The 16,154-nt window shown below is 67.9% G+C and carries 15 protein-coding genes and 3 pseudogenes; 12 read left to right on the plus strand and 6 right to left on the minus strand.

The genetic code is table 11. The features are described from left to right. Positions 1–174: pseudogene (locus A3A5_RS44175) on the minus strand (IS630 family transposase); the annotation flags it as partial. A gap of 97 nt (positions 175–271) precedes the next feature. On the opposite strand from A3A5_RS44175, the gene A3A5_RS39370 reads away from it, so the two are divergent. The 3 genes and pseudogenes from A3A5_RS39370 to A3A5_RS0126030 form a co-directional block, all read left to right on the plus strand. Then, entirely contained in the window at positions 272–634 is a 363-nt protein-coding gene (locus A3A5_RS39370) for an HPr family phosphocarrier protein (protein WP_018313405.1), read from the plus strand. After that, positions 631–1,499, plus strand: a pseudogene (locus A3A5_RS39375) (spermidine synthase). The gene A3A5_RS39370 and the pseudogene A3A5_RS39375 overlap by 4 nt, the downstream one beginning before the upstream one ends. Before the next feature lie 57 nt (positions 1,500–1,556). After that, positions 1,557–2,366, plus strand: a pseudogene (locus A3A5_RS0126030) (YoaK family protein); the annotation flags it as partial. Between the two features lie 43 nt (positions 2,367–2,409). Here the strand turns inward: A3A5_RS0126030 and A3A5_RS0126035 are convergent. The 4 genes from A3A5_RS0126035 to A3A5_RS0126050 form a co-directional block, all read right to left on the minus strand. Further along, complete coding sequence (locus A3A5_RS0126035; RefSeq protein ID WP_018313407.1) at positions 2,410–2,847, minus strand: universal stress protein; 438 nt, start codon at positions 2,845–2,847, stop codon at positions 2,410–2,412. Between the two features lie 454 nt (positions 2,848–3,301). Further along, positions 3,302–3,796 (minus strand): DNA-deoxyinosine glycosylase, encoded by a 495-nt coding sequence (locus A3A5_RS0126040; protein ID WP_018313408.1) that lies wholly within the window; start codon positions 3,794–3,796, stop codon positions 3,302–3,304. Between the two features lie 73 nt (positions 3,797–3,869). Continuing rightward, on the minus strand, positions 3,870–5,774 hold the full coding sequence (gene htpG / locus A3A5_RS0126045) for a molecular chaperone HtpG (protein WP_018313409.1): 1,905 nt from the start codon (positions 5,772–5,774) through the stop codon (positions 3,870–3,872). A 122-nt stretch (positions 5,775–5,896) separates the two neighbouring features. Further along, positions 5,897–7,447, minus strand: a complete 1,551-nt coding sequence (locus A3A5_RS0126050; protein WP_018313410.1) for a PLP-dependent aminotransferase family protein — start codon at positions 7,445–7,447, stop codon at positions 5,897–5,899. A gap of 84 nt (positions 7,448–7,531) precedes the next feature. On the opposite strand from A3A5_RS0126050, the gene A3A5_RS0126055 reads away from it, so the two are divergent. The 8 genes from A3A5_RS0126055 to A3A5_RS0126090 are packed head-to-tail and all read left to right on the plus strand — an operon-like array spanning position 7,532 to position 13,361. Further along, on the plus strand, positions 7,532–8,209 hold the full coding sequence (locus A3A5_RS0126055) for a VOC family protein (protein WP_018313411.1): 678 nt from the start codon (positions 7,532–7,534) through the stop codon (positions 8,207–8,209). A 40-nt stretch (positions 8,210–8,249) separates the two neighbouring features. Beyond that, entirely contained in the window at positions 8,250–8,963 is a 714-nt protein-coding gene (locus tag A3A5_RS0126060) for an alanyl-tRNA editing protein (protein WP_018313412.1), read from the plus strand. Continuing rightward, on the plus strand, positions 8,963–9,601 hold the full coding sequence (locus A3A5_RS0126065; protein WP_018313413.1) for a LysE family translocator: 639 nt from the start codon (positions 8,963–8,965) through the stop codon (positions 9,599–9,601). Before A3A5_RS0126060 ends, A3A5_RS0126065 begins: the two co-directional genes overlap by 1 nt. A 46-nt stretch (positions 9,602–9,647) precedes the next feature. Beyond that, positions 9,648–10,631 (plus strand): DMT family transporter, encoded by a 984-nt coding sequence (locus tag A3A5_RS0126070; RefSeq protein WP_026201138.1) that lies wholly within the window; start codon positions 9,648–9,650, stop codon positions 10,629–10,631. 15 nt (positions 10,632–10,646) lie between these two features. Beyond that, positions 10,647–11,105: a RidA family protein gene (locus A3A5_RS0126075; protein WP_018313415.1), complete on the plus strand. Its 459-nt coding sequence runs from the start codon at positions 10,647–10,649 to the stop codon at positions 11,103–11,105. Between the two features lie 7 nt (positions 11,106–11,112). Further along, entirely contained in the window at positions 11,113–11,442 is a 330-nt protein-coding gene (locus tag A3A5_RS0126080; RefSeq protein ID WP_010813560.1) for a DHCW motif cupin fold protein, read from the plus strand. Positions 11,443–11,493: 51 nt separating this feature from the next. After that, complete coding sequence (locus A3A5_RS0126085) at positions 11,494–12,684, plus strand: PLP-dependent aminotransferase family protein (RefSeq protein WP_018313416.1); 1,191 nt, start codon at positions 11,494–11,496, stop codon at positions 12,682–12,684. A 32-nt stretch (positions 12,685–12,716) separates the two neighbouring features. Next, positions 12,717–13,361 carry a glutathione S-transferase family protein gene (locus A3A5_RS0126090; protein WP_018313417.1) on the plus strand — a complete coding sequence of 215 codons (645 nt, stop codon included), beginning with the start codon at positions 12,717–12,719 and terminating at the stop codon, positions 13,359–13,361. Positions 13,362–13,395: 34 nt separating this feature from the next. Here the strand turns inward: A3A5_RS0126090 and A3A5_RS0126095 are convergent, their stop codons facing one another. Continuing rightward, the gene (locus A3A5_RS0126095; protein WP_018313418.1) at positions 13,396–14,049 is read right to left on the minus strand and encodes a LysE family translocator; all 654 of its coding nucleotides are present in this window, start codon (positions 14,047–14,049) and stop codon (positions 13,396–13,398) included. Positions 14,050–14,463: 414 nt separating this feature from the next. Here A3A5_RS0126095 and A3A5_RS0126100 point away from each other — a divergent pair, with 414 nt between their 5' ends. Beyond that, complete coding sequence (locus A3A5_RS0126100) at positions 14,464–16,146, plus strand: L-lactate permease (protein ID WP_026201139.1); 1,683 nt, start codon at positions 14,464–14,466, stop codon at positions 16,144–16,146. Positions 16,147–16,154: the final 8 nt, after the last annotated feature.

Below are 16,154 nucleotides of genomic sequence, written 5' to 3' on the forward strand. Positions count from 1 at the left end.
CAAGCCCTTGCCGCGCCCCATGGTCATAGCGCGACATCGGAAGGCCCAGGAACGATGCATGCCAAAGGATTTGGCTACGTCCTCAGGATGCTCACCCTCCCTCATCCGTTGCACGGCCAGTACGCGCATTTCCTCAAGGGTGTTATGCGCCAAGGTTCGTCCGTCTCGTTTCATAAACGTCGGATTTCGACAGATTATGGAAGTTCAATTTTTGTCGCATATATTTCTGACTACTGAGTAACATCATATGTGACTGCGACAGATGTCTCCGATGTCCACGATGCCCGGGAGCGGCACCCGCCACCTTGCCCGCCCCAGCCAGCCGACCGGTCCCGCCCCCCCGGGGCCTGCACTGCGCAAGGCTGCCGTGATCGAGGCGACCCTCAACATCGCTGCCGGCAGGGGTTTCCAGGGACGTGGCTCGGCGCGCGTGAGCCTGGTGGCCAGCCGCTTTACCAGCCGCATTGTGCTGGTCACGGACTCCGGCTCGGCCGATGCGCGCGACGTGATGGCCGTCATGCGCCTGCGCACGCCGCCTGGCACCGTGCTGCGCATCCAGGCCGACGGCCCGGACGAAGTCGCCGCGGTCAGGTCCATCGCACAACTGCTCGGTCCAGGGAACGGCCAGCCATGAACGAACGCATACCGGACGCCGCCCCCGGCATCGCCACGGATAGCGGCCGCACGTCCTTTGACTCCTATATGCGGTTCCTGGCCGAAGCCCCGCGCGACGGCACGCCCGTGGTGCTGGAAACCGAGACCGCCCTGTCGCTGCACTTCGACGTGCTGGCCACGCAGAGCTTCATGTCGCGCCGCGATCCCGACCGGCTGGTGCTGGGCTACACGCGCACCATGATGGGATTCCTGCTGCTGCATCCGTCGCCGGCTCGGATTTCGGTGATCGGGCTCGGCGGAGGCTCGCTGGTCAAGTATTGCTACCGGCACCTGCCTGCCAGCGGGTGGTCGCGGTCGAGATCGACCCGGCGGTGATCGCACTGCGCGAGCGCTTCCGCATTCCGCCCGACGATGCCCGCCTGCAAGTGGTCTGCGCCGATGGCGCCGAATTCGTCAAGGGCCGGGAAGCGCGCCCCGAGGTCATCCTCGTCGACGGCTTCCTGGCTGACGGCATGCCGCTGCAGCTTGGCTCCGCCGGCTTCTACGCGGCCTGCCACGCGCGGCTGGCCGACCACGGCGTGCTGGTGGCCAACTTCCTTGCAAGCGACCGCGGCATGCCGCACTACCTGGGCGCGGTGCGCGCCGTGTTCGGGGCCTCGATGTCGGTCGCGCGTGCCGAGGACAGCTGCAACTACACGCTGTTTGCCTGGAAAGGCCCGCCCCGGCTGCCGCCGCTGCAGACGCTGCTGGCACGCGCACGGGTGCTGGAAGCCGTGCATGCCCTGAAGCTGACACCGACTGCCCGCCGCATGAAGCGCGGCGAGGCAGTTGCCGCCGCCCCCGACGCCTGGCACGCCCTTGCCCGGCCCCGGAACACCCTGTAGCGGCAACGCAGGTCCTCCGCCTCCCTGCCCAATCCGCCAGACGCCGCCCCCATCGCCATGCCGATCCTGTACCTGCGCAAACTGACCGGGAAGCGGCGCAGCCCCCACGCCAACCGGCATCTGGCCGGCTACCTCTGCTTTGTCGCCGGCGCCATCAATGCCGGCGGCTTCCTGGCCGTGCAGCAATACACCTCGCATATGTCCGGCGTGGTCTCAGCCATGGCCGACAACCTGGCGTTGGGCAGCTTCGCGCTGGTACTGGACGGGGTCGGGGCGCTGCTGTCGTTTCTCGGCGGCGCCGCGTGCTCAGCGGTGCTGGTCAACTGGGGGCGGCGCGAGCGGCTGCACAGTGAATACGCGCTGCCGCTGGCGCTGGAAGCGGGGCTGCTGCTGTGCTTTGGCCTGATCGGCGGCAACCTGGGGCAGGACCAGTGGCTGTTCGTGCCAGCCACGGTGATGCTGCTGTGCTTCATCATGGGGCTGCAGAATGCCATGATCACCAAGCTCTCGAACGCCGAGATCCGCACCACCCACCTCACTGGCATGGTCACCGATATCGGCATCGAGCTGGGTAAGCTGTGCTACTGGAACACAGCCGCGCCGGCGCGCCCGCCATCACGCACACAAGCGCGCGCCCTGCCCCGCGTGCTCGCCAACCGGCGCAAGCTGCGCTTGCTGGTGGTGCTGGTCACGCTGTTCTTTGCTGGCGGCGTCGCCGGCGCGCTGGGGTTCAAGCACCTGGGTTTCAGCGCCACGCTGCCGCTGGCCGTGCTGCTGCTGGGGCTGATCGCAGTGCCGCTGACCGACGACCTGCGCAGCCGCTGGCGCACAGGCTCACTGCCGCACCTGGCGGCGCGGATGCGGCAATGCGTGCAGGCGGGCGCGCTGCGCCGGCGGCGCTAGTCGCCGCCTACCGGTACACCAGCACCGGAATCTTGCTGTGGGTCAGCACCTTCAGGGTTTCGCTGCCGATCAGCATGCCCTGAACCCCGCGCCGCCCGTGCGAAGCCATCACGATCAGGTCGCAGCCTTTTTCCTCGGCCGTCTTGATGATGGCCTCGTAGGGATGGTCGTTGACGGCGTATGCCGTCTCACAGGGCACGCCCGCGGCGCCGGCCTCGTCGGCCAGTCCGCGCAGGTAGCGGGTTGCGTCTTCCCAGGCTTGCTTCACGTAGGTTTCGCGGGTGTCCTCCAGCATCTCGACCTGGTAGGTCAGGACGTGGTAGTTCGGACAGACCCGCACCGCGGTGGTACGCGCCCCCATGTCCCGCGCCAGCATCAGGGCCTTGCGGAATGCCAGTTCAGACAGGTCGGAGCCATCGACCGCCAGCAGGAGATGCTTGAACATGATTGCCTCCTTGCCTGCATAGTTGCCGCCTCAGGCGCTCACTTCCGATGCGTCAGCGCCATGCGTCCGAAAGTGCGAGTCCGCAAGGCGCAACAAGGAGCGGCCGATACCCCCGGTTTCGAATGATGGGTCACTCGACTTGAGTATAGGTGCGCCATGGCCCACGGCAATCCCGCATGCGTCACATGCGCACGGGTGGATTCAATACGGGCGATTTGCGAAGCCGCTGGCTGGCTGCGGGCCGCTTCAGGCCCGACCGGGGTCGCGCCGGGTCTCTGCGGTGGTCATGTGCTCCGCATCCTGGATCACATCAACCCGCGCCGCCGGGATACGCGCGCGCATGCGATTCGAGCAAAAGGCAGTATCGCCAGGCATGAACCCATATCAAATTCAGACATTGCGAGCATCTGATCGAAGTGCCAGGCCTTGCTGACACCTTCCGCCGTCAGCGAGCTCAGGACAACCACACCCCGAGCTGCTGCCACGCACGTAACTTTTCCGCGTAGGCCAAGGTATGAGCCGGACTGCTTGAGGGGAGCCTGACGATGCGATGGCGGTCGCCATGCTGGGCGAGGGCCTTCATTCCAATACGATCGGCAGTACCGCCATTGAACGCAATCACCTCCAGCTTCGGTAGCGATTCAACCAGACCTGCCAGGTCATTGCCCGCGTGGCCGCGAATGTTGCTGTCCAGGCTGCCCTCACGCTTCGCTTGCGCCACCACGTCCCACAGACCGACGTGATGCGCCAGCAGCGTTTGCAGCCGCGCGGCATAGTCCATGTGGACCAGGTCTTCACGCAGAACATCGCCGGTCAGGCGCCAGAACTGATTCTGCCGATGCGCGTAATACTGGCTTTGCGCCAGTGACGCCTCACCCGGCAGGCTGCCGAGAATAAGGATGCGCGTGCCGGCGTCAACGACCGGCGGGAAGCACCGCTTCAGCGTCATCGGTCACGCGCTCCGTTACACCACATTGAGACGGGAATCCCCCGCCGCCTGCGCGGCGAGGGCAGCCCGGGCGTCAGGCCAGGAGCTTGTTCACGCGCTGCACATACGCAGCCGGATCGTCCAGCATGCCGCCTTCGGCCAGCAGTGCCTGGTCGAACAGCACCTGCACGCGGTCGCTGAAGGCATCGCCAGCGGGAAGATCACGCAGCCTCTGCACCAGCGCGTGTTCCGGGTTCAGTTCCAGGATCGGCTGGGCGTCCGGCGCCTTCTGGCCGGCCTGCTTGAGCAGGCGCTGCAGGTAGCCGCTCATGTCGCCTTCGTCAGAGACCAGGCACGAGGCCGATGCCGTCAGGCGCAGCGTCACGCGCACGTCCTTGGCCTTGCCGTCGAGCACGGCCTTGGCGCGTTCGACCACGTCCTTCCAGTCGGCCTCGGCCTTTTCCTGCTCGGCCTTCTCGGCTTCGTCGGCGAGCTTGCCCAGGTCCAGGTCGCCGCGCGCGACCGACACCAGCTCCTTGCCGTCGAACTCGCGCAGGAACGACAGCATCCATTCGTCGACGCGGTCGGTCAGCAGCAGCACTTCGATGCCCTTCTTGCGGAACACTTCCAGGTGCGGGCTGTTCTTCGCGGCGGACCAGGTATCGGCCGTGACATAGTAGATCTTGTCCTGGCCTTCCTTCATGCGGCCGACGTAGGCGGCCAGCGCCACGCTCTGCTCGGCGGTGTCGTTGTGCGTGGAGGCAAAGCGCAGCAGCTTCGCCACGCGCTCCAGGTTGGCCTGGTCTTCGCCGATGCCTTCCTTGAGCGCCTGGCCGAATTGCTGCCAGAAGGTCGTGTACTTGGCGCGCTCGGCTTCTTCCTCACTGTCGGCCAGCGTTTCCAGCATCGACAGCACGCGCTTGGTGCAGCCCTCGCGGATGGCCTTGACGTCACGGCTTTCCTGCAGCAGTTCGCGCGATACGTTCAGCGGCAGGTCGGCGGAATCAACCACGCCCTTGACCCAGCGCAGGTAGCCCGGCAGCAGCTGGTCGGCATCGTCCATGATGAAGACGCGCTTGACGTACAGCTTCAGGCCGGCCTTGTGGTTGCGGTCCCACAGGTCGAACGGGGCGCGCGAAGGAATGTAGAGCAGCTGGGTATATTCGCTGCGGCCTTCCACGCGGTTGTGAGTCCAGGCCAGCGGCGTTTCGCTGTCATGGTGCGCGATGTGCTGGTAGAAGGCGGTGTACTGCTCGTCGGTGATGTCGGACCTGTTGCGCGTCCACAGGGCGCTGGCCTGGTTCACGCTTTCCCATTCGTCGGTGCGCTTGTACGCGCTGGCCTCGGCGTCCCAGATTTCCTTGGGCATACGGATTGGCAGCGAGATGTGGTCCGAATACTTCTGGATGATGCCCTTCAGGCGCCAGGCGGAAAGGAAATCGTCCTCGCCCTCGCGCAGGTGCAGCGTGATGGTGGTGCCGCGCTCGGCGCGGTCGATCGCGTCGATCGAGAACTCGCCGTCGCCGGCGCTTTCCCAGCGCACCGCCTCGTTGGCTGGCAGGCCGGCGCGGCGGGTTTCCACGGTGACCTTGTCGGCGACGATAAAGGCCGAGTAGAAGCCCACGCCGAACTGGCCGATCAGCGCGGCGTCCTTCTGCTGGTCGCCGGACAATTGCTGGAAGAATTCCCTGGTACCCGAGCGGGCGATGGTGCCGAGGTTGCGGATGGCCTCGTCGCGGCTCATGCCGATGCCGTTGTCGGTGATCGTCAGCGTGCGCGCCTGCGGGTCGGCCTCGATGCGGATGGCCAGGTCGGCGTCGTTTTCCAGCAGGGACGGATTCGCGATCGCCTCGAAGCGCAGCTTGTCGGTGGCGTCCGAAGCATTCGAGACCAGCTCGCGCAGGAAGATTTCCTTGTTGCTGTACAGCGAGTGGATCATCAGGTGCAGCAGTTGCTTCACTTCCGCCTGGAAGCTCATCGTCTCGTGCGGTGCGGTCATGGTTCTCCTCTTGGAAACAGGCGAATCTGGAAAGTGGGTGTGGCCATGGTCATATGGCCGGTGCCGCCAGACATAGGGCCGCCCGGGCCATTTTTCAAGGCCCCGGGGGCTGCCGGAATGACTTACAGGCGCTCGAGCCAGCGCGCCAGGAAGGCCAGCATGTCCGGGTGGCCGCTGCTGGCAACGTTGAAGCGCATCCAGCCCGACGGCATCTGCGACGGCGAGAACAGGCTGCCCGGGGCGAACAGGTAGCCCTCTTCATGCCCCGCGGTGGCGATCGCGTTGGTGTCGCGGCCGGTATCGGCCCACAGGTACATGCCGGCGTGCTGGCCGGGAAAGAGGCGCAGGCCCAGGCGTTCCAGCTCACGCCGGGTCTCGTCGCGGGCGCGGTCCAGCCGGGTGCGCACGCGCTCCACATGCTTGCGGTAGTGGCCCTCGGTCAGCACCTTGTACAGCACGCGCTCGTTGATCTCCGGCGTGGCCAGCCCCGCCAGCAGCTTGCTGTCGGTCAGCGCTGACGCCATCTCCGGGTGCGCGGCGATAAAGCCCACGCGCAGGTTGGCCGCCAGGGTCTTGGAAAAGCTGCCCAGGTAGATCACCCGGCGCAGCTGGTCCAGGCTGGCCAGCCGGGTCGCGGCGTGGCCGGGCGGGCACAGGTCGCAATAGATATCGTCCTCGACGATCAGGAAGTCGTACTGCTCGGCCAGGCGCAGCAGCTGGAAGGCCTTGGCCGCCGACAGCGAGGTGCCGGTGGGGTTGTGCAGCACCGAGTTGATCACGAACAGCTTGGGCCGTCGTGCCTGCACGATGCGCTCCAGCGCCTCCAGGTCCGGCCCTTCGGCGGTGTACGGCACCCCGATCACCTGGGCGCCCTGCGCGGCAAAGCGGCCGAACATCACGAACCACGCCGGGTCGCCCACCAGCACCGTGTCGCCGGGCTGCAGGTAAAGCCGCGCGATCAGGTCCAGGGCCTGGGTGATGCCCGAGGTCAGCACGATCTGCTCGGCACTGGCACCGATCTCCAGTTCTTCCAGCCGGGTGCGCAGCTGCTGGCGCAGCGGCAGGAACCCCTGCGGCGTGCCGCTGGCCAGGAAATGGTTGCCGGGCTGGCGGCCCAGCCCGCGCAGCGCGCTGGCGATCAGCTCGCCGTCGAGCCAGTCGTTGGGCAGGAAGCCCAGCCCCGGCGCCTTGTGCGCCTCGGCCGTATGGAACATGCTGCGCAGCAGCCAGGTCACGTCAATATTGCGCGCCACCGCCACGTCGCTGGACACCGGCGCCGCGGGCGCGGCCGGGGCGCGCTCGCGCACGTAGAAGCCGGAGCCGCGGCGCGATTCCAGGTAGCCCAGCGCCACCAGCCGCTCATAGGCCTCGACCACGGTAAAGCGCGAGATGCCCTTCTCCTGCGCCAGTTGCCGGATCGACGGCATGCGCATGCCGGCGCGGAACACGCGCTCGTCGATGCGCATGCGGGCCCATTCGGTCAACTGCTCGACCAGCGTCATCTGCGCCGAGGGAATCGGATCCGGGAAGCGCTCGGTGGGCGGCACCACCAGCCGCAGCGCGCGGCCGGAGGCATGCCACGATGTGCTTTTGGCGTCGCCTCCGTTATCCTTTTGGCGGGTGACAGTGGCAGTCTCGCTGCCCGCCTCGCCATCCCTGCTTTTGGCATCCATGTGCTGCTCCTGCAACTGTACTGAATACGATCCGCTCAACTGTACCGGTACTGTACCGACTACCTTGTCTACCATCAAGCCAAGATGAAGCTCGCCCTCGATCACCTCGTCATCGCCGCGCCCGACCTGGCCGCCGGCACGGACTACGTTGCCGGCCTGCTGGGCATTGCGCCCCAGGGCGGCGGTGCGCACACGGCCATGGGCACGCACAACCGCGTTCTGGGCATGTTCGGCGGCCTCTACCTGGAAGTGATCGCGGTCGATCCGGCGGCAACGGCGCCGACCCGTGCGCGCTGGTTCGGCCTGGACACCGAAGCCGTGCGGCAGCGCCTGCGCGGCGGCCCCTTCCTGCTGCACTGGGCCGTGCGCGTGGAACGCCCCGCCGACCTCGGCCGGTGGCAGGCGCAGTACCCGGAGCGCATCGTGCCGGTCATCCCGATGACCCGCGGCGGCCTGCACTGGCGCATCACCGTGCCCGAAGACGGCAGCCTGCCCGCCTGGCCGGGCGAAGCCGGCAGCGCCGGCGACGGCCTGCTGCCCAGCCTGATCCAGTGGGACGTGGCCAGCTATCCTGGCGTCAGCCTGCCGCGGCAGGACCTGGCGCTGCGCAAGCTGTCCGGGCGCCACCCGCGCGCCGAGTTGCTGCGCCAGGGGCTGGCCTGGCTGGGCGCCGACCACCTCATCGCCATCGAGCAGGCCGACGGCCCGCCCGAACTGATTGCCGAAATCGAAACCGCGCAGGGCATCCGCACCCTGCGCTAGCCACTGCCACACCCAGAACAAGCCCGCAAGGAGACCCCCGATGCCCGCCACCCGCAAGCGCTTCGACGAAGACCCCTACCTCGGCCACTGCACCGCCACCGTGTTGGCGGCCGGCGCCGAAGGGATCGAGCTCGACGAAACCGTGTGCTACGCGCGCAGCGGCGGCCAGGCCGGCGACACCGCCACGCTGGCGCTGGCCGACGGGCGCACGGTGGCCATCGCCGACACCCTCTACGCTGAGGACCGCAGCCGCATCCTGCATGTGCCCGCACCGGATGCGCCGCTGCCGCGCGTGGGCGAGCGCGTCACCGTGACCATCGACTGGGCGCGCCGCCACAAGCTGATGCGGCTGCATACCTGCCTGCACCTGCTGGGCTCGCTGATCCCGGCGCCGGTAACCGGCTGCGGCATCTCGCCGGAGTCGGCGCGCGTCGACTTCGACCTGCCGGAATCGACCCTGGACAAGGCCGACCTGACCGAGCGCCTGAACGCGCTGATCCACGCCAGCACCGCAGTGCGCACCACGCTGATCACGCCGCAGGAACTGGCCGCCCAGCCCGAGCTCGTGCGCACCATCGGCGCCGCGCCGCCGGCGGGTACGGCCAGCATCCGCATCATCGAGATCCCCGGCGTGGACCGCCAGCCCTGCGGCGGCACGCACGTGGCCAACACCAGCGAGATCGGCGCGGTGGTGGTGACCAGGATCGAGAAGAAGAGCCGCACCAACCGGCGCGTGGTGGTCGCGTTCGCGTGATGGCGTCCGGCTTGCTCACCGGCCTGACGGCCGCGCAGTTCCTGGCCCTGCTGACCCTGCTGACGGTGGGCCTGTTCACGCCCGGGCCCAACACCACCATCGCCGCGGTCACCGGCGCCAACTTCGGGCTGCGCGCCACGCTGCCGCACTGCGTGGGCGTGGCCTTCGGCTTTGCCAGCATCCTGGCGCTGTGCGCGCTGGGCGTGGGCGCACTGATCCTGGGCCAGCCCGCGCTGGCCGCCATCGTGCACCTGGCCGGCGTCGCCTATCTGCTGTGGCTGGCGTGGAAGATCGCGCGCAGCACGGTGCTGGCGCAGAAGCAGGTGCTGCGCCCGCTGAGCGTGTGGCAGTCAGCGGTGCTGCAGTACGCCAACATCAAGGCGTGGATGCTGGCGCTGGCGGTCGCGGCCTCTTACATGACGGGCGCGCCCGCGCCGGTGCAGCGGGTGCTGCTGGTGTGCGGCGTGTTTGCCGTGCTGGGCTTTGTCAGCAACGGCGTATACGGCGTGCTGGGCGCGTCGCTGCGGCAATGGCTGCAGCAAGGCCAGCGCGTGCGCTGGTTCAACCGCGCCATGGGTGCGGCGCTGGCGCTGACCGCGCTGTGGATTGCGGTCAGTGCCCGCCCGGGCATGCAGTGACACCCGGCGATCCGATCCCGAGCCAACAACAACCAAGAGCCCGACCATGCCCGCCAGCCGCCCCGCTTCACCACCACCGACGTCTGCCCCACCGGCCTCCGGCGGCATGCTGCTCGGCTTTGTCGGTGTGGCGATCTTCAGCCAGACGCTGCCGTTCACGCGCATGGCGGTGGCCGAGCTGGACCCGATCTTTGTCGCACTGGCGCGCGCCGTCCTGGCCGCGCTGCTGGCGCTGGCGCTGCTTGCCTGGCGCGGCGCGCTGTCCGCCAGCCGCCGCCCGCGCGGCGGCCAGTGGCCGCGGCTGGCCGTGACCGCGCTGGGCGTGGTGGCGGGTTTCCCGCTGTTTTCTTCGCTGGCGATGCGCGAGGTGCCGGCCAGCCACGGCGCCATCGTGATCGGCCTGCTGCCGCTGGCGACCGCGGTATTCGCCGCGTGGTTCGGGCGTGAGCGGCCGTCGCCGGCGTTCTGGCTGTCGGCCGTGGCCGGCAGCGCGCTGGTGGTGGGCTTTGCTGTCTGGCAGGGTGCCGGCGGCCTGCAGCATGCGGACTGGTACCTGTTCGCCGCCGTGGTGCTGGGCGCGCTGGGCTATGCCGAGGGCGGCAAGCTGTCGCGCGAGCTGGGCGGGCTGGAAACCATCAGCTGGGCGCTGGTGGTGTCGCTGCCGGTGCTGGTGCCGCTGGTGGCCTGGCTGATCCTGCGCGACCTGCCGGCGATTGCCGCGGCGTCGCCGCGCGCCTGGAGCGGCATGGCCTATGTGTCGGTGTTCTCGATGTTTGTCGGCTTTCTTTTCTGGTACGCCGGCCTCGCAAAAGGCGGCGTGGCCCGCGTCGGCCAGATACAATTGCTGCAGCCGTTCCTGACGCTGGCGGGCGGCGCGCTGATTCTGTCCGAGCCGCTTGACGCCCCCACCATCGCCTTCGCGGTGGCGGTGATTGCGGTCGTGGCGCTGGGCCGCCGCGCCGCCGTGCGCCAAACCGCACCCGCCCCCGTCACGGCAACGTCCCCCGTCCTTCCAGGACGCATTCACTGACCAGGAGTCCAACGCATGTCCGTCTACGATACCCTTGCCCGCCTCGGCATCGAACTGCCGGCCGTCAACGCCCCCGCCGCCGCCTATGTGATGGCCGCGCAAACCGGCAACACCGTGTTCCTGTCGGGCCATATCGCCCGCAAGGACGGCAAGGTATGGACCGGCAAGCTGGGCAAGGACATCGATACCGAGTCCGGCAAAGCCGCCGCGCGCGCGATCGCCATCGACCTGCTGGCCACGCTGCACGCGCATGTGGGCGACCTGAACCGCGTCACCCGCATCGTCAAGGTGATGAGCCTGGTCAACTCGACCCCTGAATTCACCGAGCAGCACCTGGTTACCAACGGCGCCTCGGAGCTGCTGGCCGAAGTGTTCGGCGACAAGGGCAAGCATGCGCGCAGCGCTTTCGGCGTGGCGCAGATCCCGCTGGGCGCCTGCGTCGAGATCGAGATGATCGCCGAAGTGAAGGCCTGAGGCCCGCGTGCGCATCGACAACCTGCCCTTCGGCACCACCGACTGGTCGGCCATCGCGCCGACCCGCCACCCCGGCGAGCAGGGCGAGGCCACCTGGCGCACGCGCCAGTTCGGCGACATCCGCGTGCGCATGGTCGAATATTCGCCCGGCTACCTGGCCGACCACTGGTGCAGCAAGGGCCATATCCTGTTCGTGCTGGACGGCGAGCTCCATACCGAGCTGGAAGACGGCCGGCAGTTCGTGCTCGGCGCGGGCACCAGCTACCAGGTAGCCGACCAGGCGGAAGCGCACCGTTCGTCCTCGCCGAAGGGCGCACGGCTATTTATCGTTGACTGAGCGGCAGGCTTTCCGCTCAGCCCAGAATCCCCAGACCACAAGAGACACATCATGAAATGGGCCATCTCTCGCCGGGCGCAGCAACTGACCAGCTCGGCCATCCGCGAAATCCTGAAGGTCACCGAGCGTCCGGAAGTCATTTCGTTCGCCGGCGGCCTGCCGTCGCCGGCCTCGTTCCCGGTAGCGGCCATGGAGGCAGCGACGGCCCGCGTATTCGCCGACAACCCACAGGCGGCGCTGCAATATGCCGCGACCGAAGGCTACCTGCCGCTGCGCGAGTTCGTCGCCAGGCGCCATGGCGCGCCGGTCGAGCGCGTGCTGATCACCACCGGCTCGCAGCAGGCACTGGACCTGATCGCCAAGGTGATGATCGACCCGGGCAGCAAGGTGCTGGTGGAGACCCCCAGCTACCTCGGCGCCCTGCAGGCGTTCTCGCTGTTCGAACCTGAATTCGTCTCGATCCCCAGCGACGACAAGGGCCTCTTGCCCGAGGCGCTGACGCCCGAACTGACCGCCGGCGCCCGCTTCCTGTACGCCCTGCCCAACTTCCAGAACCCGACCGGGCGCCGCCTGCCGCTGGAGCGCCGCGAGGCGCTGGTGGCCCGCGCAAAGGAACAGGGCGTGCTGCTGGTCGAGGACGATCCCTACGGCGCGCTCAGCTACACCGGCGACCAGCTGCCCAGCCTGCTGTCGATGAACCCGGACGGCGTGATCTACATGGGCTCGTTCTCTAAGATCCTGGCCCCCGGCATGCGCCTGGGCTATGTGATCGCCCCGCCCGAGCTGCACTTCAAGCTGTGCCAGGCCAAGCAGGCATCGGACCTGCACACGCCGACCTTCACCCAGCGCGTGGCCTACGAGACCATCCGCGACGGCCTGCTCGACACGCATATCCCGACCATCCGCGAGCTCTACGGCAAGCAGTGCCAGTACATGCTGGACGCGCTCAAGCGCCATATGCCCGAGGGCGTGAGCTGGAACGCGCCCGAAGGCGGCATGTTCATCTGGATGGAGCTGCCCGAGGGCCTGGACAGCATGGTGATTCTGGAAGAAGCCGTGAAGCGCAATGTGGCCTATGTGCCCGGCGCGCCGTTCTACGCCAGCAACCCGAAGCGCAACGCGCTGCGCCTGGCCTTTGTCACGGTGTCGGCCGAGCGCATCGAGCAGGGCGTGGCGATCCTTGGCGAGCTATTCCGCGAAGCCATCGCTGCGGCCGCCGCCAGGCAGGCACGCGCCGCCTGAGGCCACGGGCAAATATCACCACAGGAGCCGACATGTTGCGTATCTGGGGCCGACTCTCCTCCATCAACGTGCAGAAGGTGGTCTGGTGCGCGCGCGAACTGCACCTGGACCATGAGCGCGTCGATATCGGCGTGACCAGGGGTGACCTCGACACCGAGGCCTATGTGCGCCTGAACCCGAACCGCCAGATCCCGGTGATCGAGGATTTTCGCGGCACCGATGTCGGCGGCGAGCCGTTCGTGCTGTGGGAATCCAATGCGATCGTGCGGTACCTGTGCGCGCGCTACGGCGAAGGCACGCTGTGGCCCGAGGACGTCAAGGCACGCGCCTCGGCCGACCGCTGGATGGACTGGCAGACCACCGCCTTCAGCCCGGCCATGGTGACGGCGTTCCTGAGCCTGGTGCGCAAGCCAAAAGCGGAGCGCGACGAGGCTGCCATCAAGGCATCCTGCGAGCGCACCGAGCCGCTGGCCGCGCTGCTGGACAAGGCGCTGGCCGGACGCGAGTTCATCGGCGGCGACCGCTTCACCATGGCCGACATCTCGCTGGCCTGCGCCGCGCACCGCTGGATGGGGCTGCCACTCAAGCACCAGCCGCGCCCCGACCTGGAGCGCTGGTTGAGCGCGATGCGCGCCCGTCCCGCCGCGGACGGCATCCTGGAACTGCCGCTGCGCTGAGCCGCGGCAGTTTTTTCTTTGCTGCGGTGCTGCCTTACTTCGCGGCGCGCGAGCCCGATGCCGCGGTAAATACCCCCAGCCCGATAAACGCCGCGCCGGTCAGGTAGCGGCCGAACGCGCGCGCCCTGCCGGCGCGGCGCAGTGCCGGCATCACCGCGGCGGCGGCCATCACGTAGCAGGCATCGGTGGTCGCGGCGATCAGCACGAAGGCCACGCCCAGCGCCAGGCTCTGCGTCAGCGCCGAGCCTGCCGGGTTCATGAACTGCGGCAGGAAGGCGGCAAAGAAAATCGCGGTCTTGGGATTGAGCAGCGCCACCACGAAGCCGTCGCGCACCACCTGGCGCAGGCTGCGTGGCGCCACTTCGGCGGTGCCGCCGTCGGCCGCCGCGCCGCCGCCGCGCAATGCGCGGATGCCCAGCCAGATCAGGTAGGCCGCCCCCGCGTACTTGACCACCGAAAACGCCAGCGACGATACCGAAAACAGCACCGCCAGCCCCAGCGAGGCGCCGATCGCATTGCCCAGGTTGCCCAGCGCCACCGCGCCGATCGAGGCCAGCCCGGCCTGCCGGCCCTGCGCCAGGGTGCGCGTGACGATATAGACCACGGCCGGGCCGGGTGTGATGGCCAGCGCCAGGCTGGCCAGCACGAACGCGGTCAGCAGCGGCAACGGGGGAAGGAATTCGGACATGGGGAACCTCGCCTCGAAGTGGGTGGCGCGGGCAGCCTGCCCGCGCGCTGCCTGCCAGTATGGCCGGACAACGACGCTCACGCCAGCCGGCGCCGGGTGGTTGCATCGGCCAGTCATGCAGCCTGGCAGCTGGCACGCATACTTTTGCAACAGGCGCCGTTTAGAGTACTCTGGTCGGTGTGGCGCAAGGGTCCCATGTGCGCTGTCGTGCCCCCTGGGCAAACCCTGATCCCTGAATGTGGCTCATGGCAATCATGACGCGATGTACGACAGCCGCGTGGGTACCCGTTCTTAAAATCCTTGTTCTTTGCCGATGCGCGGCGGCTGCCGCACGCCGGTGCAAAGCGCATGCGGGATATCCAGGGCACGCAGATCGCCCGGGCACCTGAGCCAAACCAGAGGAGGATTTCGATCGTGTGGAGTCAAGTCTATGATCCGCTAGGCAATATGGCGCTGTCGACCATTGCCGCGGGCATTCCCGTCGCCGTGCTGCTGGCAGCGCTGGCGTTCTTTCATATGCAGGCCCACCTGGCGGCCGGGCTGGCGTTGCTGATCGGCATCGTGGTCGCCTCCACGGTGTTCGGCATGCCGGCGGCGATGGCCGGCAAGGCGGCGGGGCTGGGCATCGTGTCCGGGCTGTTCCCGATCGGCTGGATCGTGCTGAACATCATCTTCCTGCACCGGCTCACAACGCTGAACGGATCCTTCAAGGTCTTGCAGAACTCGATCTCCGGCATCACCGAGGACCGCCGCCTGCAGCTGCTGCTGGTGGCGTTCAGCTTCGGCGCCTTCTTCGAGGGCGCGGCCGGCTTCGGCACGCCGGTGGCCGTGACCGGCGCCATCCTGATCGGCCTGGGCTTCTCGCCGCTGGCCGCCTCGGGCCTGGCGCTGATCGCCAACACCGCGCCGGTGGCCTATGGCGCGCTGGGCGCGCCGATCATCGGCCTGGCGTCGGTGACCGGGCTGGACCTGCTCGACCTGTCGGCCATGATCGGCCGCCAGCTGCCGTTCTTCTCGGTGATCGTGCCGTTCTGGCTGATCTGGGCCTTTGCCGGCTTCCGCGGCATGCTGGCGATCTGGCCGGCGGTCCTGGTGGCGGGCGTGAGCTTTGCGGTCCCGCAGTTCCTGGTGTCGAACTTCCACGGCCCGTGGCTGGTCGACGTGATCGCCGCGCTGGTGTCGATGGGCTCGCTGACGCTGTTCCTGAAAGTCTGGCATCCGAAGGAGATCTGGACCTCGACCAGGATCCTGGGCCGCCACGACGACTCCAGGGTCGACCATCCCGAAGCGCTCGAAGCCGATGCGCGCGCCAGCGCCGCCTCGGTCGGCATCTCGGTGGCCAGGGCCTGGATGCCGTGGGTGATCCTGACGGTGTTCGTCTTCGTCTGGGGCGTCCCCGAGTTCAAGAAGCTGATGGATAGCCTGTGGGCGTGGAAATTCCCGATCCCGGGGCTGGACAAGGCCGTCATCAAGGTGCCGCCGGTCGTGCCCAAGGACGTCATCGAAGGCGCGGTCTTCAACTTCAACGTGCTGTCGATGGCCGGCACCGGCATCTTTGTCTCGGCCATCGCCGGCGGCCTGCTGATGGGCTACTCGGTGCCGCGCCTGATCAAGGAGTACTGGGAAACGATCAAGCTGGTGCGCTACTCGCTCTTGACCATCTGCGCGATGTTCGGCGTCGGCTACCTGACCCGCTACTCGGGCCTGGATGCCACGCTGGGCCTGGCCTTCGCCCACACCGGCGTGTTCTATCCGCTGTTCGGCACCATGCTGGGCTGGCTGGGAGTGGCGCTGACCGGTTCGGACACGGCCTCGAACGTGCTGTTCGGCGGCCTGCAGAAGACCACGGCGGAGCAGCTGGGCCTGTCGCCGGTGCTGATGGCCTCGGCCAACAGCTCGGGCGGCGTGATGGGCAAGATGATCGATGCGCAGTCCATCGTGGTGGCCTCCACCGCCACCAAGTGGTACGGCCACGAGGGCGACATCCTGCGCTATGTGTTCTTCCACTCGATCGTGCTGGCGATCCTGGTGGGCCTGTTCGTGACGCTGCAGGCTTATGTGCCGCCGTTCACGCATATGGTTATCCATCACCCCTGACCGTTCAG

The sequence above is a fragment of the Cupriavidus sp. UYPR2.512 genome (assembly GCF_000379565.1).
Classification (GTDB): Bacteria; Pseudomonadota; Gammaproteobacteria; order Burkholderiales; family Burkholderiaceae; genus Cupriavidus.